Source organism: Enterococcus sp. DIV1279b, from assembly GCF_050531515.1.
Classification (GTDB): Bacteria; Bacillota; Bacilli; order Lactobacillales; family Enterococcaceae; genus Enterococcus_D; species Enterococcus_D casseliflavus.
In genome coordinates, this window is record NZ_CP172891.1 from 1,547,414 (window position 1) to 1,573,340 (window position 25,927).

31 protein-coding genes are annotated in these 25,927 nt (G+C 42.7%); 30 read left to right on the forward strand and 1 reads right to left on the reverse strand.

Annotated elements, in window-relative coordinates:
• The first annotated feature begins 81 nt into the window (after window positions 1-81).
• The 6 genes from IGI71_RS07170 (at window position 82) to IGI71_RS07195 (ending at window position 5,879) form a co-directional block, all read left to right on the forward strand.
• A complete protein-coding gene (locus IGI71_RS07170; RefSeq protein WP_003126335.1) occupies window positions 82-348 on the forward strand; it encodes a phosphocarrier protein HPr in 267 nt (88 codons plus the stop codon).
• Window positions 348-2,075, forward strand: a complete 1,728-nt coding sequence (gene ptsP / locus IGI71_RS07175; protein WP_005225882.1) for a phosphoenolpyruvate--protein phosphotransferase — start codon at window positions 348-350, stop codon at window positions 2,073-2,075. The genes IGI71_RS07170 and ptsP overlap by 1 nt, the downstream gene beginning before the upstream one ends.
• Window positions 2,076-2,340: 265 nt before the next feature.
• The gene (locus IGI71_RS07180) at window positions 2,341-3,351 is read left to right on the forward strand and encodes a glycosyltransferase (protein ID WP_010748077.1); all 1,011 of its coding nucleotides are present in this window, start codon (window positions 2,341-2,343) and stop codon (window positions 3,349-3,351) included.
• A gap of 31 nt (window positions 3,352-3,382) precedes the next feature.
• Window positions 3,383-4,615: a glycosyltransferase family 4 protein gene (locus tag IGI71_RS07185; RefSeq protein WP_005225884.1), complete on the forward strand. Its 1,233-nt coding sequence runs from the start codon at window positions 3,383-3,385 to the stop codon at window positions 4,613-4,615.
• A 74-nt stretch (window positions 4,616-4,689) separates the two neighbouring features.
• The gene (locus IGI71_RS07190) at window positions 4,690-5,565 is read left to right on the forward strand and encodes an NAD(P)-dependent oxidoreductase (RefSeq protein ID WP_010748078.1); all 876 of its coding nucleotides are present in this window, start codon (window positions 4,690-4,692) and stop codon (window positions 5,563-5,565) included.
• Window positions 5,566-5,648: 83 nt separating this feature from the next.
• Entirely contained in the window at window positions 5,649-5,879 is a 231-nt protein-coding gene (locus IGI71_RS07195) for a YkuJ family protein (RefSeq protein ID WP_005225886.1), read from the forward strand.
• Between the two features lie 68 nt (window positions 5,880-5,947).
• Here the strand turns inward: IGI71_RS07195 and IGI71_RS07200 are convergent, their stop codons facing one another.
• The gene (locus tag IGI71_RS07200; RefSeq protein WP_010748079.1) at window positions 5,948-6,889 is read right to left on the reverse strand and encodes a GIY-YIG nuclease family protein; all 942 of its coding nucleotides are present in this window, start codon (window positions 6,887-6,889) and stop codon (window positions 5,948-5,950) included.
• Between the two features lie 320 nt (window positions 6,890-7,209).
• On the opposite strand from IGI71_RS07200, the gene fabT reads away from it, so the two are divergent.
• The 24 genes from fabT to IGI71_RS07320 all read left to right on the forward strand — a co-directional run bounded on the left by fabT (window position 7,210) and on the right by IGI71_RS07320 (window position 25,902).
• The gene (fabT, locus tag IGI71_RS07205) at window positions 7,210-7,650 is read left to right on the forward strand and encodes a fatty acid biosynthesis transcriptional regulator FabT (protein ID WP_008378199.1); all 441 of its coding nucleotides are present in this window, start codon (window positions 7,210-7,212) and stop codon (window positions 7,648-7,650) included.
• A gap of 9 nt (window positions 7,651-7,659) precedes the next feature.
• Window positions 7,660-8,622 carry a beta-ketoacyl-ACP synthase III gene (locus IGI71_RS07210; protein WP_034695533.1) on the forward strand — a complete coding sequence of 321 codons (963 nt, stop codon included), beginning with the start codon at window positions 7,660-7,662 and terminating at the stop codon, window positions 8,620-8,622.
• A gap of 52 nt (window positions 8,623-8,674) precedes the next feature.
• Complete coding sequence (locus IGI71_RS07215; protein ID WP_005225890.1) at window positions 8,675-8,899, forward strand: acyl carrier protein; 225 nt, start codon at window positions 8,675-8,677, stop codon at window positions 8,897-8,899.
• 123 nt (window positions 8,900-9,022) lie between these two features.
• Window positions 9,023-9,946 (forward strand): ACP S-malonyltransferase, encoded by a 924-nt coding sequence (gene fabD, locus IGI71_RS07220; RefSeq protein ID WP_010748082.1) that lies wholly within the window; start codon window positions 9,023-9,025, stop codon window positions 9,944-9,946.
• Between the two features lie 9 nt (window positions 9,947-9,955).
• On the forward strand, window positions 9,956-10,693 hold the full coding sequence (gene fabG, locus IGI71_RS07225; protein ID WP_010748083.1) for a 3-oxoacyl-[acyl-carrier-protein] reductase: 738 nt from the start codon (window positions 9,956-9,958) through the stop codon (window positions 10,691-10,693).
• Between the two features lie 12 nt (window positions 10,694-10,705).
• The gene (gene fabF / locus IGI71_RS07230; protein WP_010748084.1) at window positions 10,706-11,944 is read left to right on the forward strand and encodes a beta-ketoacyl-ACP synthase II; all 1,239 of its coding nucleotides are present in this window, start codon (window positions 10,706-10,708) and stop codon (window positions 11,942-11,944) included.
• Window positions 11,945-12,421: an acetyl-CoA carboxylase biotin carboxyl carrier protein gene (accB, locus tag IGI71_RS07235; RefSeq protein ID WP_010748085.1), complete on the forward strand. Its 477-nt coding sequence runs from the start codon at window positions 11,945-11,947 to the stop codon at window positions 12,419-12,421. It abuts the gene before it with no gap.
• Window positions 12,422-12,425: 4 nt separating this feature from the next.
• Window positions 12,426-12,854: a 3-hydroxyacyl-ACP dehydratase FabZ gene (gene fabZ, locus IGI71_RS07240; protein ID WP_005225895.1), complete on the forward strand. Its 429-nt coding sequence runs from the start codon at window positions 12,426-12,428 to the stop codon at window positions 12,852-12,854.
• A 7-nt stretch (window positions 12,855-12,861) separates the two neighbouring features.
• Window positions 12,862-14,226: an acetyl-CoA carboxylase biotin carboxylase subunit gene (locus IGI71_RS07245; protein WP_010748086.1), complete on the forward strand. Its 1,365-nt coding sequence runs from the start codon at window positions 12,862-12,864 to the stop codon at window positions 14,224-14,226.
• A 12-nt stretch (window positions 14,227-14,238) separates the two neighbouring features.
• Entirely contained in the window at window positions 14,239-15,108 is an 870-nt protein-coding gene (gene accD / locus IGI71_RS07250) for an acetyl-CoA carboxylase, carboxyltransferase subunit beta (protein WP_005225897.1), read from the forward strand.
• Window positions 15,101-15,886 carry an acetyl-CoA carboxylase carboxyl transferase subunit alpha gene (locus IGI71_RS07255; RefSeq protein WP_430616278.1) on the forward strand — a complete coding sequence of 262 codons (786 nt, stop codon included), beginning with the start codon at window positions 15,101-15,103 and terminating at the stop codon, window positions 15,884-15,886. Before accD ends, IGI71_RS07255 begins: the two co-directional genes overlap by 8 nt.
• A gap of 190 nt (window positions 15,887-16,076) precedes the next feature.
• Window positions 16,077-16,922, forward strand: coding sequence for a transporter substrate-binding domain-containing protein (locus IGI71_RS07260; protein WP_010748088.1), 846 nt, complete (start codon window positions 16,077-16,079; stop codon window positions 16,920-16,922).
• Window positions 16,923-16,944: 22 nt separating this feature from the next.
• Window positions 16,945-17,634 carry an amino acid ABC transporter permease gene (locus tag IGI71_RS07265; RefSeq protein ID WP_005225900.1) on the forward strand — a complete coding sequence of 230 codons (690 nt, stop codon included), beginning with the start codon at window positions 16,945-16,947 and terminating at the stop codon, window positions 17,632-17,634.
• Between the two features lie 16 nt (window positions 17,635-17,650).
• Window positions 17,651-18,376: an amino acid ABC transporter ATP-binding protein gene (locus IGI71_RS07270; RefSeq protein WP_005225901.1), complete on the forward strand. Its 726-nt coding sequence runs from the start codon at window positions 17,651-17,653 to the stop codon at window positions 18,374-18,376.
• 359 nt (window positions 18,377-18,735) lie between these two features.
• Window positions 18,736-19,260, forward strand: a complete 525-nt coding sequence (locus IGI71_RS07275; protein ID WP_005225903.1) for a YqeG family HAD IIIA-type phosphatase — start codon at window positions 18,736-18,738, stop codon at window positions 19,258-19,260.
• 1 nt (window position 19,261) lies between these two features.
• The gene (gene yqeH / locus IGI71_RS07280) at window positions 19,262-20,380 is read left to right on the forward strand and encodes a ribosome biogenesis GTPase YqeH (protein WP_010748089.1); all 1,119 of its coding nucleotides are present in this window, start codon (window positions 19,262-19,264) and stop codon (window positions 20,378-20,380) included.
• 15 nt (window positions 20,381-20,395) lie between these two features.
• On the forward strand, window positions 20,396-20,707 hold the full coding sequence (gene yhbY, locus IGI71_RS07285; protein ID WP_005225905.1) for a ribosome assembly RNA-binding protein YhbY: 312 nt from the start codon (window positions 20,396-20,398) through the stop codon (window positions 20,705-20,707).
• A 12-nt stretch (window positions 20,708-20,719) separates the two neighbouring features.
• Window positions 20,720-21,361 carry a nicotinate-nucleotide adenylyltransferase gene (locus IGI71_RS07290; RefSeq protein ID WP_005225906.1) on the forward strand — a complete coding sequence of 214 codons (642 nt, stop codon included), beginning with the start codon at window positions 20,720-20,722 and terminating at the stop codon, window positions 21,359-21,361.
• Entirely contained in the window at window positions 21,351-21,950 is a 600-nt protein-coding gene (gene yqeK / locus IGI71_RS07295) for a bis(5'-nucleosyl)-tetraphosphatase (symmetrical) YqeK (RefSeq protein ID WP_005225907.1), read from the forward strand. The genes IGI71_RS07290 and yqeK overlap by 11 nt, the downstream gene beginning before the upstream one ends.
• A gap of 11 nt (window positions 21,951-21,961) precedes the next feature.
• Window positions 21,962-22,303: a ribosome silencing factor gene (gene rsfS, locus IGI71_RS07300; protein ID WP_034695537.1), complete on the forward strand. Its 342-nt coding sequence runs from the start codon at window positions 21,962-21,964 to the stop codon at window positions 22,301-22,303.
• Entirely contained in the window at window positions 22,303-23,031 is a 729-nt protein-coding gene (locus IGI71_RS07305; RefSeq protein WP_034695540.1) for a class I SAM-dependent DNA methyltransferase, read from the forward strand. The genes rsfS and IGI71_RS07305 overlap by 1 nt, the downstream gene beginning before the upstream one ends.
• 27 nt (window positions 23,032-23,058) lie before the next feature.
• A complete protein-coding gene (locus IGI71_RS07310; RefSeq protein WP_194186099.1) occupies window positions 23,059-24,225 on the forward strand; it encodes a nucleotidyltransferase in 1,167 nt (388 codons plus the stop codon).
• A 79-nt stretch (window positions 24,226-24,304) separates the two neighbouring features.
• Complete coding sequence (locus IGI71_RS07315; protein WP_005225911.1) at window positions 24,305-25,027, forward strand: YebC/PmpR family DNA-binding transcriptional regulator; 723 nt, start codon at window positions 24,305-24,307, stop codon at window positions 25,025-25,027.
• Between the two features lie 215 nt (window positions 25,028-25,242).
• Window positions 25,243-25,902, forward strand: a complete 660-nt coding sequence (locus tag IGI71_RS07320) for a hypothetical protein (protein ID WP_005225912.1) — start codon at window positions 25,243-25,245, stop codon at window positions 25,900-25,902.
• Window positions 25,903-25,927: the final 25 nt, after the last annotated feature.

Below are 25,927 nucleotides of genomic sequence, written 5' to 3' on the forward strand. Positions count from 1 at the left end.
GCGATTTTTTTCGGGTGTCATTGCATGCATGGAAATTTTGCCTTCACACAAAAAAACGTATCATAAAGGAGATTGATCAATATGGAAAAGAAAGATTTTCACGTAGTTGCTGAGACAGGGATTCACGCACGTCCAGCTACATTATTGGTTCAAACAGCAAGCAAATTCAACTCTGATATCAACTTAGAGTACAAAGGTAAATCAGTAAACCTTAAATCAATCATGGGCGTAATGTCATTAGGCGTTGGCCAAGGTTCTGATGTAACTATCACTGCTGAAGGTGCTGACGAAGCAGATGCAATCGCTGCAATCGTAGAAACAATGAAAAAAGAAGGTTTGTCTGAATAATGGTTGAGATGCTAAAAGGAATTGCTGCTAGTGATGGTGTAGCCGTTGCGAAAGCCTACCTGTTAGTACAACCTGATTTATCTTTTTCAAAAGTATCAGTTGAAGATACTGCAGCAGAGGAAGCACGCTTAGATGATGCGTTAGCGAAGTCAACAGCGGAATTACAACAAATCCGTGACAAAGCAGCGCAAACTTTAGGTGAAGCAGAAGCACAAGTATTTGATGCTCATTTAATGGTTCTTTCAGATCCTGAGATGATTGGTCAAATCAAACAAAACGTGACAGATAACAAAGTCAATGCAGAAGCTGCGTTGAAAGAAGTTACTGACATGTATATTGGTATGTTTGAAGCAATGGATGACAATGCTTACATGCAAGAACGGGCAGCTGACATTAAAGATGTCGCAAAACGTATCTTGGCGCATTTGCTGAATGTGACTTTGCCTAATCCTTCAATGATCAACGAAGAAGTAGTCGTTGTTGCGCATGACTTGACACCAAGTGATACTGCACAATTAGACCGCAACTTTGTAAAAGCTTTTGTAACAGATATCGGTGGACGTACTTCTCATTCCGCTATCATGGCACGTTCTCTTGAAATCCCAGCAATCGTTGGAACAATGGAGATCACTGCAAAAGTGAAAGCGGGCGACATCTTAGCTGTTAACGGTATTATCGGTGACGTTATCGTCAACCCGACAGATGACCAAGCAGCTGAATTTGTTGAAGCTGGGAAAGCCTACGCAGAACAAAAAGCAGAATGGGAAAAATTGAAAGATGCCGAAACAGTTACCGCTGATGGCAAGCACTTTGAATTAGCTGCGAACATTGGAACGCCAAAAGATTTAGAAGGTGTCCACAACAATGGTGCAGAAGCAGTCGGTTTATACCGTACTGAATTCTTGTACATGGATTCTCCTGATTTCCCAACAGAAGAAGACCAATACAAAGCATACAAAGCAGTTTTAGAAGGAATGGCTGGCAAACCAGTGGTTGTCCGTACAATGGATATCGGTGGCGATAAAGAACTTCCTTACCTAAAATTGCCTCATGAAATGAATCCTTTCTTAGGCTATCGTGCATTGCGTATCAGCTTATCTGAACTTGGGGATGACATGTTCCGTACCCAACTTCGTGCGTTGTTACGTGCTTCTGCTCACGGCAACTTACGTATCATGTTCCCAATGGTGGCAACATTGAAAGAGTTCCGTACTGCGAAGAAAATGTATGAAGAAGAGCGTCAAAAATTGATTGACGAAGGCGTTGAGGTTTCTAACGAGATCCAAGTCGGAATCATGATCGAAATTCCAGCAGCTGCTGTCTTAGCAGACAAGTTTGCGAAGGAAGTTGACTTCTTCAGTATTGGTACCAATGACTTGATCCAATACACAATGGCTGCAGACCGCATGAACGAGCGCGTGTCTTACTTGTACCAACCATACAACCCATCAATTTTACGTTTGATCAAAAACGTGATCGACTCAGCGCATGCTGAAGGCAAATGGGCTGGTATGTGTGGAGAAATGGCGGGCGATCAAACTGCTGTGCCACTTCTTGTAGGTATGGGCTTAGATGAGTTCTCAATGAGTGCAACATCTGTTCTGAAAACACGTAGCTTAATGAAACGCTTGTCAACGACTGACATGCAAGAATTAGCAAAACGTGCTTTAGAAGATTGCGATACAATGGAAGAAGTTGTTGAGCTAATCGAACAGTATGTTAACTAATCATTTCTAGGCAACAAGCAATTTTGCTTGTTGCCTTTTTTTTGTTATAAGAAGCCATCTTGTTCGATTTGACTTGCAACAGCCTGCTCGTTTTTTCAGAAAACGAACAATTTTGTCATATCTTTGTATAAAGCTATGATTCCGTAGGTTTTTCACGTATCATGATTAAATGGGGAACAAAATCTAGGACCATGGTAGGAGTATGTCTCCGATTGCCTATGGTATACTAATATCAGATATAAGCATTTCCAAGGAGGAATCATCTTTGAAAGTACTTCTTTATTTTGAAGGAGAAAAATTATTAGCTAAATCAGGTATCGGTCGAGCGTTGGCCCATCAGCAACGAGCGCTGACATCTGTCGGGATTCCTTTTACTCTTGATAAAAATGATGAGGACTATGATATCCTTCATATCAACACGTATGGGATCAATAGTATGCACATGGTCAACAAAGCCAAAAGACAAGGGAAAAAAGTGATTTACCATGCCCATTCTACAGAAGAGGATTTTCGGAATTCATTTATCGGCTCAAACCAGCTTTCGCCATTATATAAAAAATATTTGATCAATCTTTATTCTAGAGCCGATCAGTTGATCACCCCGACTCCTTATTCGAAAGAACTTTTGGAAGGGTATGGTATCCAAGTACCGATCGAGGCAATCTCAAACGGCATCGATCTTGACAAATATCAGCCGGATCAAGAGAAAGAAAAAGCCTTTCGCGAGTATTTCAATCTCTTACCAGATCAAAAAGTCATTATATCCGTCGGTTTATTTTTTGAACGAAAAGGCATTCTTGATTTTGTAGAGATAGCTAGACAGTTGCCTGAGTATACGTTTATCTGGTTTGGTCATACACCAATGATGACGATTCCTAAACAGATCCGCGACCTCGTCAATGAAGACCATCCAGAAAATGTGTTGTTTCCAGGTTATATCAAAGGAGACATTATCGAAGGCGCATATTCCGCTGCCGATTTATTCTTCTTTCCTTCTTATGAAGAAACAGAAGGGATCGTAGTCCTTGAGGCGTTAGCCAGCCGCCAAAATGTGCTTGTTCGGGATATTCCTGTTTATAAAGGGTGGCTAAGTAATGGGCGCAATGCATACATGGAAAAAACCAATGAAGGATTTATTGAGAAAATCAAAGGAATCGTGGAGGGCACGTTGCCACCATTGAGTGAAGCGGGTTATGAAACAGCAAAGCAAAAGAGTATTGATGAAATTGGGTTTAAATTACAAGAGGTTTATACAAAAGTGATGAATACGGAATGAAGAAACTAATGTAAAGTTTGGAGGTACCGTTTTGAAAATCGGATTTTTTACAGACACCTACTTCCCCCAGGTAAGTGGTGTGGCGACATCGATCAAGACATTGAAAGAAGAGCTTGAGAAAAAAGGCCATAAAGTGTATATCTTTACAACGACCGATCCAAATGCTGATCTGGATGAAGAAGATATCATTCGCATGCCAAGTGTCCCGTTTGTGTCCTTCAAAGATCGGCGAATCGTGGTTCGCGGCATGTTGTATGCCTATTTGATCGCCAAAGAATTAGAATTGGAATTGATCCATACCCATACAGAGTTTGGTTCTGGGATGTTGGGGAAAATGGTGGGGCGTAAATTGCAGATTCCTGTGATCCATACCTACCATACAATGTATGAAGATTACTTGCACTATATCGCAAACGGAAAGGTCTTGCGGCCATCTCACGTGAAATATCTTTCACGGCTATTTGCCAACCACTCGACAGGTGTTGTTTGTCCAAGTGAACGGGTCATCGATACGCTGAGAGGGTATGGTGTGGTTTCACCAATGCGGATCATCCCCACAGGGATCGAAGTTGAGAAGTTTCGCCGACCGGATATTACAACTGACATGAAAAAAGAATTGCGGGAGAAATTGGGCATCACTGAGAATCAGCCCATGCTGCTTTCCCTCAGTCGTATTTCTTATGAAAAAAATATCCAAGCAATCATCGACGGCATGCCAGAAATTTTAACGAAGATTCCTGATGCGCAATTAGTGATTGTTGGGAAAGGTCCGCATAAAGAAAAATTAGAAGAAAAAGTGGTGGATATGGCTTTATCTGACCATGTTCAATTCGTCGGTGAAGTGGCAAATGATAAAGTGGCGATCTATTACCACGCTGCGGATTACTTCGTTAGTGCGTCCACATCAGAAACACAAGGACTGACTTACACGGAAGCAATGGCTGCTGGAACGCCATTAGTCGTTGAAGGCAATGACTACTTAAATACCTTGATCGATGATCCGTCTTTAGGCGTCACCTATGAGAGTGATCGGGATTTCGCAAAAGCATTTATTGATTATTATGAACGAAAGATTCCTGCTGATCCCGAAGTTCTTGCTAGAAAAATGTACGAGATCTCGGCATTGCGCTTCGGTGAGTCGATGCTATCTTTCTACCATGACATGGTCGCTTATTATGAAACAGAACGCATCGAAAAAGAAACCGAGCAGACACTAGAAAAATTCAAAGTAAAATTAAAGGCCTTTCGCCGAACGATCGATTAAACAGAAAATTTTCGCAAGTTCATGTTTTTAGCGTATACTAAAGACATGAACTTTTTTATTTTGGAGGGATCTGCATGGAATTAGGATTTATCGGTACTGGTGTCATGGGTCAAGCGATGGTTGGTCATCTCTTAGCTGCAGGACATACAGTGAATGTTTACAATCGGACGAAAGAAAAAACAGATGAACTCGTTGCGAATGGAGCAATTTGGTGTGACACCCCAACAGAAGTTGCATCAGAAAGTGAAATCATCTTTACAATGGTTGGTTATCCATCCGATGTTGAAGAGGTTTACTATGGGCCTCAAGGGATTTTTCAAACGGCTGTGACGGGCAAAACATTGGTGGATTTTACCACCAGTACACCTGATTTGGCAGAACGAATCTACCAGACAGCGAAGGAAAAAGGAGCAGCGAGTATCGATGCGCCAGTTTCTGGTGGGGATCTTGGTGCGAGAAACGCTACGCTAACGATTATGGTTGGTGGCGATGAAGAAGCTTACCAACAAGTAAAACCACTTTTTGAAGTATTAGGAAAGACGTTTCAACTTCAAGGAGGGGCAGGAAAAGGTCAGCATACGAAAATGGCCAATCAGATCATGATTGCCGGAACCATGACGGGGATGACAGAAATGCTGGTCTATGCGAATCAAGCCGGTCTTGATTTACCACGAGTGATTGACACGCTTTCTGGCGGTGGGGCAGCCAATTGGTCCATGACGAATTACAGTCCTCGTATCCTAAAAGAGGATTATTCACCAGGCTTTTTTGTCAAACATTTCATCAAAGATTTGGGGATCGCTTTGGATGAGGCCAAGAAGATGGGATTGGATTTGCCAAGCACCGCTTTAGCTAAAAAATTGTATGATCAGTTAGCTGAAAAAGGCTTCGAAAATGACGGAACGCAGGCGCTGATTAAACTTTGGTGGCAAGATGGAAAAAAATCTTAAAATGACAAAAAAAATACGAAAAATCAATGCAAGATAGAGGATGTTTTGATACAATATAACGGACAGAAAAAGGAGGCTTACGAATGAAAAGTTCGCAATTAGTCGCTATCATCAAACGTTTAGAAGCGATGGTCGAAGCGCAAGACAATGAAGTTCAAGTACGTCGTTTTGAAAAAGAAGGCGTCGAAAAATGTACCGTTACTTATGACAATTCGACAGAAACGTTTGAATTAACGGAAGCAGAATCAAGTCAATCTTATCAATTTGATAATGTTGATATTGTAGCCATGGAAATCTATGATTTGATCCAATAAGAATGAGTGGGACGTTCGTCGTCGCTTTCTCATTTCTAAACAGCAAGCCTACTTGGGCTTGCTGTTTTTTATTTATCTGCTGCTTTTTCTTGGCGATACAAGTGATTAAGGATGATCCCTAATGGATCGAGATCTTCCGGGGCTAAAGGAAGCGCAGCGCTTGCTGGCGGGAGTGGCTGGAATGTTTCCTCGGGAGAAAGAACTTTTGTTTGGATCAACTTGCCAAAGCTAACTTGATAGTATTTGATTTGAGTCGTCTGTGATCCTGGCTCCTCTAAGTCAAGGAGAATAGAAAAAATCACTTCTGGTTCTTGAATAAACTGATTGACCCTCACGATTTCTTGGTAAAAGCTTTGTGCTAAATGGATCTGGCGCTGCAGTACACTAGCTTGTTCAAACAATAGGTGATCAATCAGATATGCTAAGCGTTTTTTAAGGAGTGAAAAACAGTCGGTCTTCTTTCCTGCAAAAAAACAGCCGATCTCTCGCCACTTCTCTTCCAAGGGATACGCCTCCATTTGAGGGAGTTGTTTACGTAAGGTTAATAGCGTCAGTTCGTTGACAGTCGGCAATTGAAACGTTTCTGACAATAATTGAAACAACACAGGCAATTTTTTTGTTTGCCGAAAGGGGCCATAACTGCCAATTTGTGGTGTTTGAGTGATCGTGAAGCTATGATTCGTCAAATCAACAAAGCAATAGTTCGCTGAATGGTTCATTTGTCGGTTGTAGATAGGATGAAAAGCTTGGATCAAACGACATTCAAGTAATAGTGCATCCAATTCTGTATCTGTTTCGATCGTTTCAAAATCAACGACATTATAAACAAGTCGAAGCACCTTATTGGCATGCTGCTGATTTTTTCGGAAGTAAGAAACGACACGCTGTTTCAATGATTTGGCTTTTCCTACATACAAGACTTCGTTGTGCTGATCTTTCATTAGATAAACACCAGGATTTTCAGGCAGTGCATTTGCTTTGTTTTTTAGAAACTCTTTGTTCGGATTCATCGATCGTTCCTCTCCTTCCTCCAAAGAGTAGCAGATGAAGCGTAAGAGAGCAACGTTTGCTGGCCATTGACAAGAAAAAATTAGAAATAGAGTGGAGGCAACGCAATGATAAACTTTGACATTCAAAGGAAATTTCTCTATAACGGAAACAGATTATTTTGTCAACTCGCAGCTTTTAAAATCTTAGAAAATCAATTCTTAAATAAAAATGCGCTTAAAAATAAAAAAAGTTCGAAAAAATTCTTGCATTTCTCAATAACTTCCGATATAGTTTGACTATCAAATGATTTGATTATCAAAGTATTCGGATGGTGAAGGTTATGGAACCCAATTTAGAAACAGTTAATGACTACTTAGTCAGCGTCTTTAATGACATCTTAGTGATTGAAGAATCTGAATTGAAAAAATCTCAATTCAAAGACCTTTCAATTACCGAAATGCATACCATCGAAGCCATCGGGATGTACAAAAAAAAGACCACGACTGAAGTTGCCAAAGAGCTTTCGATCACTGTTGGGACTTTGACCATCGCGATCAATCGTTTGGTGAAAAAAGAATATGTAGAACGGATTCGCAGTGAAGATGATCGGCGAGTCGTCAAACTAGGTTTGACGAAAAAAGGAAAACTCCTTTATCGTGTTCATCAGCATTTTCATCGTGAGATGGTGAAAGGTGTCTTGAGTCAGATGTCTCCTGAAGAGGAACAGGCACTGTTGAAAGCACTGAAAAATCTGCATGACTTTTTACAAGATTATAAGTGAGAATAATGGATGAATATGTTTGGAAAAATTACCGCGACTGCAAGTTATGTTCCAGAAAAAATCGTAACAAATGATGATCTATCAAATTTGATGGATACTTCAGATGAATGGATCCATTCTCGCACGGGAATCAAAAAAAGAAGAGTCGCTGTTGGCGAAAACACTTCAGACCTTTGTATTCGCGTCGCTCAAACGCTCTTACAAGATGCTCAGCTTTCAGCAGAAAGTCTAGATTTTATCTTGGTAGCGACGATCACACCGGATTTCAATACACCGGCGGTTGCTTGCCAAGTCCAAGGGGCGATTGGGGCAGTCAATGCCTTTGCTTTTGATATCAGTGCAGCATGTGCTGGTTTCGTGTATGCATTGTCTATGGCTGAAAAACTGATTCGAACGGGCGCTAAAAAAGGATTGGTCATCGGTGGAGAAGTACTTTCAAAAGTCTTGGATTGGAACGACCGTTCGACGGCTGTTTTATTCGGAGATGGTGCCGGCGGTCTATTGCTGGAAGCATCTTCAGAGCAGCATTTGCTCAAAGAGTCTTTAAAAGCAGATGGGACGCGAGGCATGTCCTTAACATCTGGTTTTCGAACGAATGAGAATCCTTTTTCACAAAACGCTCCGGCGTATAGTGCTTGTATGCAAATGATTGGACGAGAAATCTTTGATTTTGCGACGCGTGATGTGGTCGCCTCGATCAATGATCTGACACAAGATGAAGCAATCGATTATTTTTTGCTTCACCAAGCAAATTCACGTATTTTAGACAAAGTTGCTCGCAAGCTGAAGCAGCCCCGTGAGAAATTTTTGCAAAATATGCAAGATTATGGCAATACTTCGGCAGCCTCGATTCCGTTATTGCTAGATGAAGAAATCAAACGAGGTACACTGTCACTTGGCAGTGGTCAAAAAGTGGTGTTCTCAGGTTTTGGCGGCGGATTGACATGGGGAACTATGTTAGCCACCTTATAACTTGTTCACGAAACAAAATTACTATTGAAAAACACATTGGAGGAATATACACATGGTATTCGAAAAAATTCAAGAAATCGTAGCAGAAGAATTAGGAAAAGAAAAAGAAGAAATCAAATTGAACACAAACATCCAAGAAGATTTAGAAGCAGACAGCTTGGATCTTTTCCAAATCATTAACGAGATCGAAGATGAATTCGATGTGAAGATCGAAACAGAAGATGGTATCACAACCGTTGAAGATCTAGTTAAATATGTAGAAAAACAACAAGCATAAAACAAAGGCTAGGCAGACAGCCTAGCCTTTCCTTTTTAAGAACGTGTTTTTGCTGATTCATAGATGAACTGCAAGAAGCCATGTTCTCCAACGACAACGATCAAAGTAAAGAAGGAGTGCAAGATGAAGACAGCCTTTTTATTTAGCGGTCAAGGCGCACAGTACCCCCAAATGGGAGAAGAGCTCTATCACCAAGAAGCAATCGTTCGTGAGACGTTTGAAAAAGCCAGCACCATTCTAGGATATGACATGGCCGAGCTATGCTTTACTGAAAACGAACGTTTAAACCAGACGGAATATACGCAGCCTGCCATTTTAACGGTAAGTACGGCTTTTTGGCGTCTTTTGGATGCGCAAGGAATCAAAGCAGATGCTGTTGCTGGCTTGAGTTTAGGCGAATATACAGCCTTAGTCGCTAGTGGTGCGCTTGATTTCCAGACAGCAGTCGCATTGGTACAAAAGCGCGGTCGGTATATGGCAAGTGCGGCGCCAGCAGGTGTTGGGAAAATGGTCGCTGTGATGAACACACCCGCTGAAACGATTGAAGAAATCTGTAAAGAAGCAAGTCAAGTGGGGATCGTGACACCAGCGAATTACAATACGCCGCAGCAGATCGTCATTGGCGGTGAAGCGCCGGCAGTGGATAAAGCGGTGGAATTGTTACAAGCTGCTGGAACCAAACGGGTGATTCCTTTAAATGTCAGCGGTCCTTTCCATACTGCTTTGTTGGAACCCGCATCGCAGCAATTAGCACAGGAATTAGCTCAAATCACCTTTGATGAGTTACAAGTACCTGTTATCAGCAATACGACCGCGCAGCCAATGCAGCAAGACCAAATCAAGGAACTGTTGACGCTGCAGGTGAAATCGCCAGTACGTTTTTACGAAAGCATTGCGACACTGAAGCAGCTTGGCATCCAACAAGTCATCGAGATCGGACCAGGAAAAGTATTGAGCGGTTTTATGAAGAAAATAGACAAGGAAATCCAGACTGCGCGTGTAGAAGATAGCCAAACATTGGCAGATACACTAGCCCGATTCAACTAGGAGGAATTTATGGATCTGCAAAATAAAAACGTCTTTGTAACTGGTAGCTCGCGAGGAATCGGTTTTACCATCGCGGAAGCCTTTGCCAAAGAAGGAGCGAATATCGTTTTAAATGGACGAAAAGAAATTCCCCAATCACTGATCGATCGCATCACCAGCTACGGCGTGAAATGTGTAGCGATCAATGGGGACATTTCTGATTTTGATCAAGCGGCAGCCATGCTTTTGGAAGCAGAAGCGGCAGTCGGACCGATCCACATTTTAGTCAATAATGCCGGGATCACGAATGACAAATTATTGTTGAGAATGAAACCCGAAGATTTTGATTCAGTGATCAAAATCAATTTGACTGGTACCTTCAATATGACGCAGCACGCGTTGAAAAAAATGATGAAGCTGCGAGAAGGCCGCATCATCAATTTGACGAGTGTGGTCGGCTTGACGGGAAATATCGGGCAAGCCAACTATGCGGCAAGTAAAGCTGGCGTGATCGGTTTTACGAAATCTGCCGCTCGTGAAGGTGCCGCTCGGGGGATCACCTGCAATGCGATCGCCCCAGGATTTATCGAAACAGAGATGACTGAAGTGCTGTCGGATAAAGTCAAAGAACAATCATTGGCAAATATTCCATTACAGCGTTTTGGTTCCACACAGGATGTTGCGCAAACAGCAGTCTTTTTAGCAAAAAGCCCCTACATCACTGGTCAGGTGATCAGTGTAGACGGCGGGATGGCAATGCAAGGGTAGGAGGAAGAATAGATGAATCGAGTAGTAGTTACAGGATACGGCGTCACTTCTCCAATCGGAAATGACCCAGAAACATTTTTAGCAAGTTTACAAAACGGGACCAACGGCATCGGCCCGATTACAAAATTTGACGCAGAAGCAACAGGGATCTCAGTTGCCGCTGAAGTCAAAGATTTTCCGTTAGAAAAGTACTTCGTTAAAAAAGATACGAAGCGGATGGATCTTTTTTCCATTTATGGAATTTATGCGGCGTTAGAAGCGATGGAAATGGCGAAGTTAGATACAGAAACCATTGATGTGGATCGTTTTGGCGTGATGGTTGGTTCAGGGATCGGCGGCTTGCCAACGATTCAAGACCAAGTGATTCGGATGCATGACAAAGGAGCAAATCGGGTATCACCAATGTTCGTACCGATGTCGATCGTAAATATGGTTGCCGGCAACATTGCGTTACGGGTAGGTGCGAAAGGCATTTGTACGACGACTGTTTCCGCCTGTGCTTCTGGTACCCATTCAATCGGTGAAGCTTTTCGGAACATCAAGCATGGCTATGCAGATGTCATGATCGCTGGTGGTTCAGAAGCGACGATCTGTGAAATCGGTATTGCTGGTTTTGCGTCTCTGACGGCGTTAACCACTGAATCAGACCCTGACAAAGCTTCCGTTCCGTTTGATAAAAATCGTAGTGGGTTTGTCATGGGTGAAGGCGCTGGCGTCTTCATTTTAGAATCATTGGCGCATGCGCAAAAACGTGGGGCAACGATTTTAGGTGAAGTCGTAGGATACGGTGCGAACTGTGATGCCTACCATATGACTGCGCCAAATCCTGATGGATCAGGTGCTGGAAAAGCAATGAAATTGGCGATGCAAGAAGCAGCGATCTCCCCAGCTGAAGTTGGCTACATCAATGCCCACGGTACAAGCACGCCTGCCAATGACAGTGCAGAAGCGACATCGATCCAATACGGATTGGGCGAAGACTATAAAAAACCATATGTCAGCAGTACAAAGTCAATGACTGGCCATTTGCTTGGGGCGGCTGGTGGAATCGAAGCCATTGCTTCACTATTAGCATTACAACATCAATTTATTCCACCAACCATCAACGTGACAGAACAAGATCCTGAGATCGACTTGAACGTTGTTATCAATCAAAGCCAACCAGCAGAATTGACCTATGCCATGAGTAATTCACTTGGGTTTGGCGGTCATAATGCAGTGATCTTGTTGAAACGTTGGGAGGAAGCGTAATTGGAAACACATGAGGTAAAAGAGCTGCTCAGCCAATTCGATCAATCGACGTTAACTGAGCTTCAATTAAAAAAAGAGACATTTGAACTTTATTTTAATAAAAATACGACAAGTGGGCTACAAAATGCATCCTCTGCACCTGCTCCTGCAGCGAATGCTGCGCCAACTCCTGTTGCACCAACGCCTGCTGTCTCAGCAACACCTGACACAGTAGAAACGGCAAAACCTGTTTTAGAGGGCAAAGAAGTTGTCTCTCCATTAGTGGGTGTCGTTTATTTGAAACCAAGTCCTGATAAAGACAACTTCAAACAAATCGGCGATCACGTGAAAAAAGGTGATATTCTCTGTATCGTTGAAGCGATGAAAGTCATGAATGAAATCGTCAGCGACGTCGATGGCGAATTAGTTGAAGTCTTGGTTGAAAGCGAACAAATCGTTGAATACAATCAACCATTATTCCGTGTGAAAGAAGGGTAAAAAAATGAGCGCATTAACGATTCAAGAAATCAAAGAAATCATCCCTCATCGTTATCCGATGCTTTTAGTGGATCGGGTAGAGGAGTTAGAAGAAGGCAAACGGGTCGTTGCGAAGAAAAACGTTACTATCAATGAGCCGTTTTTCCAAGGTCATTTTCCCCATGAACCAGTGATGCCCGGAGTATTGATCGTGGAAGCAATGGCACAAGCAGGTGCTGTGGCATTGCTATCATTGGAAGATTTTCGTGGGAAAACTGCCTACTTTGGCGGTTTAGACAAAGCGAAATTCAGAAAAAAAGTAACACCAGGCGATACCTTGATCTTAGAAGTAGAAATAATCAAAGTGAAATCTGCAGCTGGCATCGGCAAAGGAATTGCCTATGTTGATGGGAAAAAAGTGGCGGAAGCAGAATTGACTTTCATGATTGGATAGGTGAGACATGTTTTCTAAAGTATTGATCGCAAACCGTGGCGAAATCGCCGTACGAATCATTCGCGCTTGTCGCGAATTAGGTATTCAAACGGTCGCCGTTTATTCAGAAGCAGATAAAGAAGCGTTGCATACAGAGCTTGCCGATGAAGCGATTTGTATCGGACCTGCCAAAGCAGCCGACTCTTATTTGAATGTACAGCAGATCCTAAGCGCTGCGATCGTCACAAAGGCTGAGGCGATCCATCCTGGATTTGGCTTCCTTTCAGAGAATAGCCGCTTTGCTGCGATGTGCGAGGAATGCAATATCGTCTTTATTGGGCCAAAGAGTGAGACTATCGATGCAATGGGAAACAAAATCAATGCAAGACGCTTGATGATCGAAGCAGAAGTACCGGTCATTCCCGGAAGCAAAGGCGCGATTTCTGATGTGGAAGAAGCTTTAACGATCGCTGAAGAGATTGGTTACCCAGTCATGCTCAAAGCAGCGGCCGGCGGTGGCGGTAAAGGGATACGTAAAGTCACCGATAAAGAAGCGTTGCCGCATCATTTTGCTTCCGCACAGCAAGAAGCAAAAGCAGCATTTGGCAACGATGAAATGTACATTGAAAAAATCATTTATCCTGCTCGACACATAGAAGTGCAAGTGTTAGGTGATTCTTTTGGTAATATTATCCACCTTGGTGAACGCGATTGCTCGCTACAACGCAACAACCAAAAAGTGTTGGAAGAATCCCCTTCTGTGGTGATTTCTGAAAGCAAGCGAGCAGAACTAGGAGAAGCAGCGGTGCGTGCCGCACAAGCGGTAGGGTATCGTAATGCTGGCACGATCGAGTTTTTAATGGCGGACACTGGGGAGTTTTATTTCATGGAAATGAACACTCGAATCCAAGTGGAACACCCGATCACCGAAATGGTGACAAACATTGATTTAGTCAAAAAACAACTTGAAGTCGCTAGTGGCGAACCGCTAGGTTTGACGCAAGCAGACATCAAGATGACGGGCGCGGCGATCGAATGTCGGATCAATGCAGAAAATCCAGCCTTCAATTTTGCACCGTCACCAGGCAAGATCAACAATTTGTTTTTACCAAGCGGCGGTCTAGGCGTTCGTGTAGACAGTGCCATGTATTCTGGCTACACGATCCCACCTTATTATGATTCTATGATCGCTAAAGTGATCGTTCACGGCGAGAACCGTTTCGAAGCGTTGATGAAGATGCAGCGGGCGTTAGCCGAATTAGTGACCGATGGTGTCATTACGAATGCAGAATTCCAAATGGACTTGATCAGTCACCCGAAAGTGATTGCGGGAGACTATACAACCGCCTTTTTACAAGAGGAATTTTTGCCAAATTGGACACCTGAACAATAGGAGGGAAGATGAGTGGCTTTATTTAAGAAGAAAAACTACATTCGCATCAATCCTAATCGAGGTCAGCTGCCAACGAACGAACCAGTCGTACCAGATAATCTTTGGGCGAAATGTCCTAGTTGCAAACGAACGCTTTATACGAAGGAGATGGGGGCAGAGAAAGTCTGTCCTCACTGCGGGTATAATTTCCGAATCAGTGCCTGGGAACGGATCGCTATCACGATTGATGAGAAAAGTTTTGAAGAATGGGACACAGATGTAACCACAAAAGATCCTCTTGATTTTCCTGGATATTTGGATAAAGTCGCACAAATGCAAGAAAAAACTGGGTTGCATGAGGCTGTCCTCACAGGAGAAGCAAAAGTTCAAGGATTGCCATTAGCGATCGGGATCATGGATGCGAATTTCATCATGGGCAGTATGGGAACGGTCGTGGGGGAGAAGATCACCCGTTTGTTTGAACGTGCGATCGAAAAACAGCTACCAGTTGTTCTTTTTACCGCTTCAGGTGGTGCACGGATGCAAGAAGGAATTTTGTCACTGATGCAAATGGCAAAAATCTCTGCCGCGGTAAAACGCCACAGTAAAGCTGGCTTGTTTTATCTAACGGTTTTAACGGACCCGACAACCGGTGGCGTCACCGCTAGTTTTGCGATGGAAGGGGATATCATCCTGGCAGAACCGCAAGCCTTGATCGGTTTTGCTGGACGACGTGTGATTGAACAAACCATTCGTCAGGAACTACCTGAAGACTTTCAAAAGGCAGAGTTTCTGTTAGATCATGGCTTTGTCGATCAAATCGTTCCACGGACGAACTTGCGGGAGAAAATTCACCATTTGATTTCTTTGCATACGCGGAAAGGATGGGATCGCAATGACTAGAGCAGCCCACGAGATCGTTGAACTCGCTCGCAGCAAAGACCGTTTGACGGCACTGGATTACTTTGACGGCATTTTTTCTGAGTTTGAAGAGTTTCATGGAGACCGTCTGTTTGGCGAAGATGAAGCCGTTGTTGGCGGCATTGCTTGTTTAGATGGCAAGCCAGTGACCGTGATCGGTATTCAAAAAGGCCGTAATCTGCCTGAAAATTTACGCAGAAACTTTGGCTCGCCACATCCTGAAGGTTATCGCAAAGCGTTACGCTTAATGAAGCAAGCAGAAAAATTTCAGCGACCTGTGGTCACATTGATCAATACAGCAGGGGCGTTTTGCGGTATTGGCGCGGAAGAGCGCGGAGAAGGCGAAGCGATTGCCCGTAACTTGATGGAAATGTCCGATTTAACGGTGCCGATCTTGGCAATCATCATTGGTGAAGGCGGCAGCGGCGGTGCCTTAGCACTGGCATTAGGCGATGAGGTTTGGATGATGGAACATTCGATCTATGCCATTTTATCTCCCGAAGGCTTTGCTTCGATCCTATGGAAAGATGGCAGCCGTGCCAAAGAAGCTGCTGGCTTGATGAAGATCACAGCTCAAGAACTATATGAACTCGGTGTTATTGAAAAAGTGATTGCAGAAACCCATGAAGAGGACTTTTTACCGAAAGAGCAATTGATGGAACAGATGAAAGCGGCAATTTCAACGAAACTTGCCGAACTTTCTACCTTGCAAACAGATGAATTGCTTGAGGCAAGGTATCAACGTTTTCGCCGATTTTAAAAACTAGGATATCCACTCTGATTAGAGGATGGGTATCCTAGTATTTTTTTATTAAAAGTGTTATTGAATAAATCGTACAAATGGCGAAGTTTTTAGTTTAAAATTTAATTATTCTGTGCTATTATGTATATATTCTGAATATAAGAAGATTATATTGCATAAATATTTGTTTTGAAGAGGAGCGTTTTTAATGAAAAAATTATTTGGAGCACTTGTTGTATTGACGGGGATTTTGGTTTTAGGAGCTTGTGGGAATGGCGGCTCATCGAGTACTGGAAGTTCTAGTGCCAGCGGTTCGGCGGATAATCAATTGGAAGCCATCAAAGCAGCTGGTGTGTTAAATGTGGCAACTTCTGCTGACTTTGCCCCGTTTGAATTTCATGCCTTGATCGATGGCAAAGATACGATCGTGGGCGCAGATATCGATATGGTCAATGAGATCGCTGATCGTCTTGGTGTCGAAGTGAATATTTTGGACCTTGATTTCAATGCTGTTTTGACTGCTTTGCAACAAGGGAAAGCCGATATCGCTGTTTCAGGCATCTCAGCAACTGACGAACGTAAACAGACTTTTGATTTCACCGATAACTATTTTACACCAGAACAAAAATTAGTTGTTAATAAAAACAATGAATCGGCATTTGATTCAATCGAAAGCTTGTCTGGCAAAAAAGTAGGCGCTCAAAAAGGCTCGATCCAAGAAATGATCGTTCAAGATCAATTAGCTGATTCGCAATTGGTTTCCATCGCCAAAGTTCCGAATCTAGTCAATGAATTGAAACAAGGCTCGATCGACGGTTTGGTCCTTGAAAGTGCGGTTGCTGAATCGTATGTTGCACAAAATGATGACCTCGTGATCACTGATGTAGCATTAGAAGCATCTGAAGGCGATTCTTATGCAATTGCTTTACCTAAAGGGAGTATCGAATTACAAGAAGAACTAAACAGTATTTTGAAAGAATTGATTGAAGATGGTACAATCGATGAGTATGTACAAAAGAACACAGATCTAGCCAACGAAAATGCGGCGCAATAGATAGAACGGAGTAGACACAATTATGGATTTATCCTTTTTAGCGATATATTACCCTTATTTTCTTTCTGGTGTGGTGATCACCATCGTGATCTCTATCATCACCGTGATCTTTGGAACGATTCTAGGGGTGATTTTCGCCCTAATGAAATTATCAAAAGTGACGCCTTTGCGCTGGTTTGCTAATGCGTATATTGAAGTCATCCGCGGCACACCGATGCTGGTGCAGATATTGATCGCTTTTGGTCTTTTGCAAGGAATGTTTGCCTTGCCGACGGTCTCGATCGGCGTGTTGAGTCTTGATTTTGGGCGGCTATTTCCTGGGATCATTGCGCTCTCGCTTAATTCTGGGGCATATGTTGCTGAGATCGTCCGAGGGGGAATCAATGCCGTTGATTACGGTCAAACAGAAGCGGCTGGTTCTTTAGGGTTGCGGCCTTTTCAAACGATGCGTTATGTCGTATTGCCACAAGCACTACGCAACATTTTGCCGCCACTAGGCAATGAATTTATCGTTTTGATTAAGGATTCCTCTTTGCTTTCAACGATCGGCATCTACGAGCTGATGAACAGTGCGCAGATCGTTGTCACCAGTTCTTTCCAACCATTAACGCCTTTCTATGTGGCGGCGGTCATTTACTTCATCTTGACGTTTACGACTTCGCGACTATTGAGTTTATGGGAAAAGAAACTAGGCAAAGGCTATCGTCGTTAAAAGGAGAAGACAAGCTATGATGTTAGATATTCAAGATTTACACAAAACCTTTGGCAGCAATCAAGTGCTAAAAGGGATCACAACGACGATCGATCAAGGAGAAGTCGTTGTGGTGATTGGGCCATCTGGGTCAGGAAAAAGCACGTTTTTACGCTGTTTGAACCTATTAGAAGTACCGACAAGCGGAAAAATCTTTTTTGAAGGAACCGATATTACCGATCCAAAGAATGATTTGTATAAGATGCGTGAAAAAATGGGTATGGTATTTCAAAATTTTAATCTTTTTCCGAATATGACGGTTTTAGAAAACATTACTTTGTCCCCGACGAAAGTCAAGAAGGTAGCAAAATCGGCGGCTGATCAGTTGGCAAAACAACTACTAAATGATGTTGGCTTACCAGACAAAGCAAAAGCCTATCCTCAAAGTCTTTCTGGTGGACAAATGCAACGAATCGCTATCGCACGTGCCTTGGCGATGGAACCAGACGTGATGCTCTTTGATGAACCGACTTCAGCGTTAGACCCAGAAATGGTTGGCGAAGTATTGTCCGTCATGCAGCGTTTGGCTCAGCAAGGAATGACGATGGTCATCGTCACTCATGAAATGGGCTTTGCGAAAGAAGTCGCGGATCGGATTTTATTTATGGATCAGGGAATCATTATGGAGGAAGGAACGCCAGAACAGATCTTTGATCATCCGAAAAATCCACGAACCATTGATTTTTTGAGTAAAGTATTGTAAACTGCGAGAAGTTCGCAGTTGTTAGTGATAAATTTGGACCTTTCCTAAGCATCCTTTCAGTAAAAGGATGCTTTTTTGACGGAAAAAAGACTACTTTAAAGAAGTGATAGGACAAACGGTTGTCTTGGCAGGTTCCTTTTTCAGTTCTTTTACAAGAAACCTGCAGAAACTGGCGCACTTGCTAGTATTCAAAAAGATTCTATTGTATAATTACAGGTTGAAGAGGTCTGATCTTGATAGAAACCATCTGCGTGATTGTAGGCAGATCGGACTGTTTCTTTTTAAGGATCGACAATTTGGATCGATGACTAGTCGCCGATTTTTAATACGTGAAGAAATCATGCAGCAAAGGAGATTTTATGTTTTCAAATTATAAACCGACTTGGATGGTCGATGCGATTTATAAAATCACCCCTAGCCAACTAAAGGCACAGGGGATCAAAGGGATTTTGACCGATCTTGATAATACCTTGATTGCTTGGAACAATCCTGACGGAACCGAAGAACTAAAAAACTGGCTACTGGAAATGAAAAATGCTGGGATACCGGTAGTTGTCGTTTCCAACAACAATAGTGAACGAGTGGCACGGGCAGTTGCGCCCTTTGGTTTAAAGTACGTACACCGCGCATTAAAACCCTTTTCAAGAGGGATCAAACAAGGCTATCAACAATTAGGCTTGAAAAAAGAAGAGGTCGTGATGATCGGCGATCAAATCATGACGGATGTACGAGGTGCCAATCGTGCCGGTGTTCGCAGTATTTTAGTGAAACCAGTGATCCCAACGGATTCTTGGAAAACCCAATTTAATCGAGCCGCAGAAAGAAAAATCATGAACTATTTATTGAAGCACAACCCAGAGTTAAAATGGCGTGGAGGAATTTAATATGACAGAAGGAATCGAAGAAATTCACTGTATCGGCTGCGGGGCAGTGATTCAGACAACGAACCCCAATGAATTGGGCTACACCCCGCAATCCGCATTAGAAAAAGGACTTGAATCAGGAGAAGTCTATTGTCAACGCTGCTTCCGTTTGCGCCATTACAATGAAATCCAAGATGTTTCCCTTACCGACGATGATTTTCTGCGTCTACTGAATGAAATCGGGGAAAAAGAAGCCTTGATCGTTAATGTCGTTGATATTTTCGATTTTAATGGTTCATTGATCCCAGGACTGCACCGCTTTGTCGGCAATAATCCTGTTTTATTAGTGGGCAACAAGGTGGATATTTTACCAAAATCTTTGAAAAAATCGAAGATGACCCAATGGATGAAGGAACGTGCTCATGAAGCTGGTTTAAGACCAGTGGATGTATTATTGACGAGTGCCAAGAAGCCAGGTGAAACGGAAGCTTTACTGCAAGCGATCGAAACGTATCGTGAAGGACGCGATGTCTATGTGGTGGGTGTGACGAATGTTGGAAAATCAACATTGATCAATCAAATCATCAAACAAACAGCGGGGATCAACGAATTGATCACGACTTCGCGTTTCCCAGGAACCACATTGGATAAAATCGAGATTCCATTGGATGACGGACACTTCTTGATCGACACACCAGGAATCATTCATCGTCATCAAATGGCGCATTATTTAGGTAAAAAAGATCTAAAAATCGTGGCACCAGCCAAAGAGATCAAACCAAAGGTGTATCAGTTGAATCCAGAACAAACTTTGTTCTTAGGAGGACTTGCCCGATTTGATTTCATTCAAGGAGAACGCAGTTCATTTATTGCTTATGTAGCAAATGATGTGGCGATCCATCGGACCAAATTAACGAAAGCCGATGAGTTTTATGAGAAACATGTTGGTGGGCTGCTGCAGCCGCCGCGAGCAGATGAAGTGGCGGATTTTCCTGAACTCGTCCGTTTCGAATTTTCAATCAAAGAAAAAACCGATATCGTTTTTGCTGGACTTGGCTGGATCACGATCACCAAACCGTGTGTCATCGCTGGGTGGGCGCCAAAGGGTGTCGATGTGCTTAGACGTAAAGCATTAGTATAAGGAAGAAGGAAGAATATGGACTTACGAGGAAAACAAAAAAGATTTTTACGAAGTGAAGCGCACCATTTAAACCCGATTTTTCAAATCGGCAAAGGCGGCTTGAATGACGCGATGATGGCGCAAATTGAGGAAGCGCTAGAAAAACGAGAATTGATCAAAGTCTCATTGCTCCAAAATACTGATGAGGTTGCTGACGAAGCAGCTGAAACGATCCGTGAGAAAGTCGGCTGTGAAGTGGTACAGATCATCGGACGAGTGATCGTTTTATTCAAACCGTCAAGCAAAGAAAAATACCAAACGATTTCAAGCAAAGTTCGTTCAATTTAGGAGGGAGAAGGCATGCAAGGACAAACATTTGGAAAGGTACAAACGGTTTTAGAGACACAAACACAAGAACTTGTACCGAAAAAGCAAGTGGGCATTCTTGGTGGGAATTTTAATCCAGTACACTACGCACATCTGGTTATGGGTGAGCAAGTAGGGCAAGCATTAGGGCTGGATAAAGTTTATTTCATGCCTGAGTATTTACCGCCTCATGTTGATGAGAAAAAGACGATCCCAGCTGAGCACCGCTTGGCGATGTTGGAGTTGGCGATCGCCGATAATCCGCGATTTGCTGTAGAGACCATTGAGTTGGAACGAAAAGGTAAGAGTTATACGGTTGATACGATGCGGGAATTGACAGCTAAGAATCCAGATACCAATTATTATTTTATCATTGGCGGGGATATGGTGAACTATTTACCAAAATGGCATCAAATCGATGAGCTGATGGAATTGGTGACTTTTGTGGGGGTTCGTCGTCCAGAAGTGCCGATCGATAGCCCATACCCGATTATTTGGATCGATATCCCGCTAATGGATGTCAGCTCAACAACAATTCGTAAAAAAGTGCAACAAGGTTGTTCGGTTCGCTACTTATTGCCAGATAATGTGTTACACTATATTCAAGAAAAGGGGTTGTACTTGGATGAAGAGTGAACACTACACACAAGCAGAACGGGAACTTTTGATGCAAAAGGTCCAAATGCAGATGAGTCAAAAGCGCTTTGAGCATGTGTTAGGTGTCGAAAAAACGGCCGTTGCCCTTGCGGAAAAATATGGTGCTTCACCGGTCAAAGCCAGCATCGCCGCCTTGACGCATGATTATGCGAAAGAACGCAGCGATGAAGAATTTCAATTAGTCATTCGTAGAGACGGATTCGACTTGGATCTCTTGAACTGGAACAATGCCATCTGGCATGGACTTGTCGGTGCTGATTTCGTTCAACGAGAATTAGAAATCGATGACGAAGAAATCTTACAAGCGATCCGTTTGCACACCACCGGAGCTGCTAAGATGAGCCTGTTAGATAAAATCATCTATGTGGCAGATTATATCGAACCCGGACGTACGTTTCCTGGAGTCGTTGAAGCCAGAGAGATCGCAATGATTGACTTAGATGCCGCTGTTGCTTACGAAACGAAACATACCTTGCTTCATTTGATCGAAACAGAAGCAGTTATCTACCCAAAAACGATCGAAACCTACAATTTTTGGGTAGCCAAATATAGGAGGGAATTACCATAGATAGTCAGAAAATATTAGAAATTGCTGTAAAAGCCGCCGATTCCAAACATGCCGAAGATATTATGGCATTAGATGTGCGGGAAATCTCTTTGCTAGCAGATTACTTTGTGATCTGTTCAGGAAATAGCGAACGTCAAATCAATGCGATCATTGATGAAGTCATCGATAAAGAAGAAGAAAATCAAGTATCTGTTCGCCGTGTCGAAGGAAAAGATGGTGGAAAATGGGTCTTGATCGACTTAGGTGACGTGATCGTTCACGTATTCAGTGCCTCAGAACGTGCTTTTTACAACCTAGAAAAATTATGGTCTGATGCGCCGCTTGTGGATCTTAATGAATGGGTCGTGGCGTAATGGCTTACGAAACCTTCGCATTTGTCTATGACGAAGTAATGGATTCCAGTCTCTATAAAAAGTGGCTGGATTTTTCTTGTCGTCATTTAGGAAAAAGAAAACAGCTGTTAGAATTGGCTTGTGGAACTGGTGCGTTAGCCGTTGAGTTTGCCAAGGCTGGTTTTGACGTGACTGGGTTAGATCTTTCAGAAGAGATGCTGATGATCGCTAGTCAACGGGCTGAAAAAGAAGAGGCGGCTGTGCAATTTGTTGCGGGTGACATGCTGGATCTCGTAGATGTTGGCACCTATCAAGCAATTACCTGCTATTCTGACTCCCTTTGCTACATGGAAGACGAGCAGAGTGTGCAGCAAGTGTTTGATGGTGTTTACAGTTGTTTAGAAGAAGATGGCGTCTTTTTATTTGATGTGCATTCCGTATATCAAATCGATGAAGTCTTTCCTGATTATAGCTATCATTACCAAACCGATGAATTTGCCTTTCTTTGGGAAAGCTATCAAGGCGAAAAAGACCATAGCATTGAACACTTCTTGACCTTTTTTGTTGCACAAGAGAATGGGTTGTTTGAACGCTTAGATGAGCTTCATCAAGAAAGAACCTATCCTCTTGAAAGCTATTTAAGAATGTTAGAAAATGCTGGTTTTGCTAATGTTGAATGCTACGCTGATTTTATCGATACAAAACCAAATGAAAAAAGCCGTCGCTGGTTTTTTGTCTGCCATAAGTAACCGTTATGTAAAACAGGAGGGATGTCGATGAAGGCTTGCGGACTAGTCGTAGAATATAACCCTTTTCACCATGGCCACCAATACCATGTGGACAAAGCCAGGCAAGAAACCAACGCTGATGTCATTGTAGCTGTGATGAGTGGGAATTTTTTACAGCGTGGCGAACCAGCAATCATCGATAAATGGCAACGAGCCCAAGCGGCATTGCAAAATGGCGTCGATTTGGTCGTTGAACTGCCATCCGCTTGGGCCGTCCAGTCTGCTGATTTTTTTGCAGAGGGAGCGATTAGGATCTTACAAAATCTGCAATGTGATTCTTTGTGTTTTGGAACAGATGCGAAACAACCCTTTGACTATGCAAAGTTCGCTCAGTTTGAAAAAGAAAATCAGCGGATGATCGATGACGCATTTCAACGCATAGCTAGGCAAAATGCTACCTATAGTAAAAAAATGAGTATGGTCCTCAGTGAGCTTTATCCTGAGTACCATGCAGAAAAAGACCAGCCGAATCATCTGTTGGGTATGGCGTATGCACGGGAAGTGCTGCATTATGAAAAACCAATGCGTTTGGTCCCCATCCAACGCGTTGCGGCGTCTTATCATTCAGAACAATTCGATCATCCAACAATCGCCAGTGCAACAGCCATTCGCCAAGCAATCAAACAAGGTGCAGCTGTTGTGGATTTTGTTCCTGAAGCCACACAAAACTTTCTTTCACAAGCAACAGTCGACTGGGAAGCCTTTTGGCCGTATCTTCAATACCAGATCATTTCTGCCCCAATCGAAAAATTAGCTGCTATTTACCAGATGGAAGAAGGACTAGAATATCGACTAAAACAATATGTGACGGCGGCGGATTCTTTTGCAGATTTTATCAAGTTGTTAAAGACAAAACGCTATACCCAAACGAGACTGCAGCGTCTTGCTTGTTATGTATTGTTCCAAGTGACAAAAGCTGAAATGAAGGAAGCTCAAGAACATTCCTTTATTCGAGTCTTAGGGTATACGAAGCAAGGGCAGCACTATTTAAAAGAGGTCAAAAAAGAGCTGACCCTGCCGCTGATCGCTAAATTTGGTAAGCAAGAAGCACAGCGCTATGGCTTGTCATTGCGGATCGACCAGATTTATCAGCAAGGGAATCCTCAAATCACAGAACAAAATTTTCGAAGAATTCCGCTTTTTATTGATAAATAAGTGAAAATTACTTCACAGAACGCCATTTGACAAGTATAATGAATAAGGATTTTTAAAAACAAGAAAGCGAAGTGAAATCATGGGTCGTAAATGGGCAAATATCGTAGCGAAAAAAACTGCTAAAGATGCAAACAATAGCCGAGTTTATGCAAAATTTGGAATCGAAATCTACGCAGCAGCAAAATCGGGTGATCCTGATCCTCACGCGAACCAAAAATTACGCTTTGTTATCGAACGTGCGAAAACCTACAATGTGCCAAAACACATTATTGACCGTGCGATTGAAAAAGCCAAAGGTTCTGGCGATGAACAATACTCAGAACTTCGATACGAAGGATTTGGACCAAATGGATCAATGGTGATCGTCGATACGTTGACAAATAACGTCAACCGTACCGCAGCCGATGTTCGGGCCGCTTTTGGTAAAAACGGCGGGAATATGGGTGTTTCAGGGGCCGTTGCTTATATGTTTGATAACACGGCACTCTTTGGCTTTGCCGGTGACGATGCGGATGAAATCTTAGAATACTTGATGGACAAAGAGATCGATGTTCGTGATGTCGTTGAAGAAGATGGACAAATCATCGTTCACGGTGAACCAAGTGACTTCCATGCCATTCAAGAAGCCTTGAAAGAAAAAGGAATCACTGAATTCTCAATTGCAGAAATGCAAATGATTCCTCAAAATGAAGTAACCTTGACGGGTGACGATCTAGAAAAATTCGAAAAAATGATCGATGTGTTAGAAGATCTTGAAGACGTACAAAACGTCTATCACAATGTGGCAGATGCGGAAGAATAAGTGTCACTTGGCAGCCTAGAGACAATCTGGCTGCCATTTTTTTAGTATGTTTTTTTATGTAGAGGCTTTGTCGCTTATGCAAGAGAAATAATGAAGCGGTAGCGTTGCTCATTTACTGAAAATTCTTCTGTGTTGATCATCTTTTCAGTTGGTTTCTATACATTTTATGTGTTATGATTTACTACATAAGCAAACAAATCGTTAGGGGGGCAGACATGGAAGAAAAAATCGTTTTAGAGCCATTTAATCGAATCTTAAGTGGTTTTGAAAAGCTAGCAGAAGTGTCTGTATCGATTTCTGACTGCTCGGCTCTTTGTCGGAAATATCAAAAGTATGGGGTAGAAGGGTATCGTCTAGGTGATTATCGTGGTTCTTCTTATTTGAATCGTTATTTAAATGTCGTCGTTGATCGCGCACCCTTATTAATTTATAAAGAGCGATTCTTGATTCCATTAGTCTTTCGCATGTCGGAATACTCTGAACGGCTCTTTATCGATGAGTATCGAATGGAAGGGTTCTTCTTGCTGTTGGATTGGCTTTTAGAGCACCGACCAGAAAAAGCAATTATTGATTATAAACGAACGCGTGCTTTGCCTCATAGAAAAGAATTTGTCATCGACAGTTCCTATGTACTTTTTCGATTGACAGAAATTCTGGATGGCGCTGGCTTTCCTCTTAGTCGCTTTACGACGATTGAAGAATTTAGTGAGTGGAATCGTACCCATCGCTTGATCGATAACGGCAGCATTGGACGACATACAAAATTATTCGTTCCAGAAGATCCCGAACACGTTTCTGAGCTGCAAATGATTTTAACCATCGTAGGGATGCGCTATCCAGAAACCCGTTTATTTATTGGCGAGTTAAAAGGCTAAAAAAACATCACGATCGGCTTGTTTC

Bases quoted from the DNA above. Each gene is read 5' to 3' on its own strand.
- IGI71_RS07170 (WP_003126335.1), top strand. From the start codon at position 82: ATGGAAAAGAAAGATTTTCACGTAGTTGCTGAGACAGGGATTCACGCA.
- ptsP (WP_005225882.1), top strand. From the start codon at position 348: ATGGTTGAGATGCTAAAAGGAATTGCTGCTAGTGATGGTGTAGCCGTT.
- IGI71_RS07190 (WP_010748078.1), top strand. From the start codon at position 4,690: ATGGAATTAGGATTTATCGGTACTGGTGTCATGGGTCAAGCGATGGTT.
- IGI71_RS07195 (WP_005225886.1), top strand. From the start codon at position 5,649: ATGAAAAGTTCGCAATTAGTCGCTATCATCAAACGTTTAGAAGCGATG.
- IGI71_RS07200 (WP_010748079.1), bottom strand. From the start codon at position 6,889: ATGAATCCGAACAAAGAGTTTCTAAAAAACAAAGCAAATGCACTGCCT.
- fabT (WP_008378199.1), top strand. From the start codon at position 7,210: ATGGAACCCAATTTAGAAACAGTTAATGACTACTTAGTCAGCGTCTTT.
- IGI71_RS07210 (WP_034695533.1), top strand. From the start codon at position 7,660: ATGAATATGTTTGGAAAAATTACCGCGACTGCAAGTTATGTTCCAGAA.
- IGI71_RS07215 (WP_005225890.1), top strand. From the start codon at position 8,675: ATGGTATTCGAAAAAATTCAAGAAATCGTAGCAGAAGAATTAGGAAAA.
- fabD (WP_010748082.1), top strand. From the start codon at position 9,023: ATGAAGACAGCCTTTTTATTTAGCGGTCAAGGCGCACAGTACCCCCAA.
- fabG (WP_010748083.1), top strand. From the start codon at position 9,956: ATGGATCTGCAAAATAAAAACGTCTTTGTAACTGGTAGCTCGCGAGGA.
- fabF (WP_010748084.1), top strand. From the start codon at position 10,706: ATGAATCGAGTAGTAGTTACAGGATACGGCGTCACTTCTCCAATCGGA.
- fabZ (WP_005225895.1), top strand. From the start codon at position 12,426: ATGAGCGCATTAACGATTCAAGAAATCAAAGAAATCATCCCTCATCGT.
- IGI71_RS07245 (WP_010748086.1), top strand. From the start codon at position 12,862: ATGTTTTCTAAAGTATTGATCGCAAACCGTGGCGAAATCGCCGTACGA.
- IGI71_RS07255 (WP_430616278.1), top strand. From the start codon at position 15,101: ATGACTAGAGCAGCCCACGAGATCGTTGAACTCGCTCGCAGCAAAGAC.
- IGI71_RS07260 (WP_010748088.1), top strand. From the start codon at position 16,077: ATGAAAAAATTATTTGGAGCACTTGTTGTATTGACGGGGATTTTGGTT.
- IGI71_RS07265 (WP_005225900.1), top strand. From the start codon at position 16,945: ATGGATTTATCCTTTTTAGCGATATATTACCCTTATTTTCTTTCTGGT.
- IGI71_RS07270 (WP_005225901.1), top strand. From the start codon at position 17,651: ATGATGTTAGATATTCAAGATTTACACAAAACCTTTGGCAGCAATCAA.
- IGI71_RS07275 (WP_005225903.1), top strand. From the start codon at position 18,736: ATGTTTTCAAATTATAAACCGACTTGGATGGTCGATGCGATTTATAAA.
- yqeH (WP_010748089.1), top strand. From the start codon at position 19,262: ATGACAGAAGGAATCGAAGAAATTCACTGTATCGGCTGCGGGGCAGTG.
- yhbY (WP_005225905.1), top strand. From the start codon at position 20,396: ATGGACTTACGAGGAAAACAAAAAAGATTTTTACGAAGTGAAGCGCAC.
- IGI71_RS07290 (WP_005225906.1), top strand. From the start codon at position 20,720: ATGCAAGGACAAACATTTGGAAAGGTACAAACGGTTTTAGAGACACAA.
- yqeK (WP_005225907.1), top strand. From the start codon at position 21,351: ATGAAGAGTGAACACTACACACAAGCAGAACGGGAACTTTTGATGCAA.
- IGI71_RS07305 (WP_034695540.1), top strand. From the start codon at position 22,303: ATGGCTTACGAAACCTTCGCATTTGTCTATGACGAAGTAATGGATTCC.
- IGI71_RS07310 (WP_194186099.1), top strand. From the start codon at position 23,059: ATGAAGGCTTGCGGACTAGTCGTAGAATATAACCCTTTTCACCATGGC.
- IGI71_RS07315 (WP_005225911.1), top strand. From the start codon at position 24,305: ATGGGTCGTAAATGGGCAAATATCGTAGCGAAAAAAACTGCTAAAGAT.
- IGI71_RS07320 (WP_005225912.1), top strand. From the start codon at position 25,243: ATGGAAGAAAAAATCGTTTTAGAGCCATTTAATCGAATCTTAAGTGGT.